The organism is Vibrio sp. 2132-1, assembly GCF_033344315.1.
In genome coordinates this window covers 1-730 of record NZ_JAWPON010000292.1, presented here as the reverse complement: position 1 = coordinate 730, position 730 = coordinate 1, and the positions used below count along the sequence as shown (strand labels likewise).

General features: G+C 47.4%; 1 protein-coding gene. It reads right to left on the bottom strand.

The window, feature by feature from the left end; all coding sequences use genetic code 11:
- A partial coding sequence (locus R8N47_RS24995) for a pitrilysin family protein (protein WP_318186081.1) occupies positions 1-680 on the bottom strand: 680 nt, incomplete at its 3' end.
- Positions 681-730: the final 50 nt, after the last annotated feature.

Here is a 730-nt window from a genome sequence, read left to right as displayed (position 1 = left end):
TTAGCGTCCACATTGCCCGTGACGATCAGCTCGGCATACTGCGGCTGATACCACTTCTCGTAGAAGTTTTTCAGCCCATTTGACGTCGCGTTCTCAATTGCATCACGAGTACCGATTGGATCATGCTCGGCGTAAGGCGTTCCTTCAATCGAAGCCTCATACGCGTGCATTGAAAACGACTTATCATCTGGATTGGCGCGTCGCCATTCACCCAAGACAACACCTTTCTCTTTTTCAACTTGAGCAGGAGCGAACTCTAAACCGTCGCCAATGTCTCGCATCCAAGTCAGGGCATCTTCAAGCTTATCGTTATTGGCCAAGTCGAGCTTATAGGAGGTTTGCTGATAGGTGGTAAACGCGTTGATATCTGCGCCAAAACTGCCGCCGGATTGCTCAAAAAGCTTAACAACGTCGTTGCCGGTAAAGTGTGTGCTGCCATTAAATGCCATGTGCTCAACGAAGTGAGCGTAGCCTTTTTGATTGGCTTCTTCTTGGAACGAACCAATGTGCATCACCAAACGAACCGAAACTTCTTGGTCTTGAGTTGGATAGATGTGGTATTTCATTCCATTGGATAGCTGATTAACGTGCCAGTTGGCATCAGGCTGAATCGGCGTGGATTGTTGTGTCAGAGCACACCCTGACAACAATAACGCGGGGACTAACAATATACTGCGCATAACGATTGCCCATAACTATGATTAAGCCGATAAATATAATCCTCGTTCCA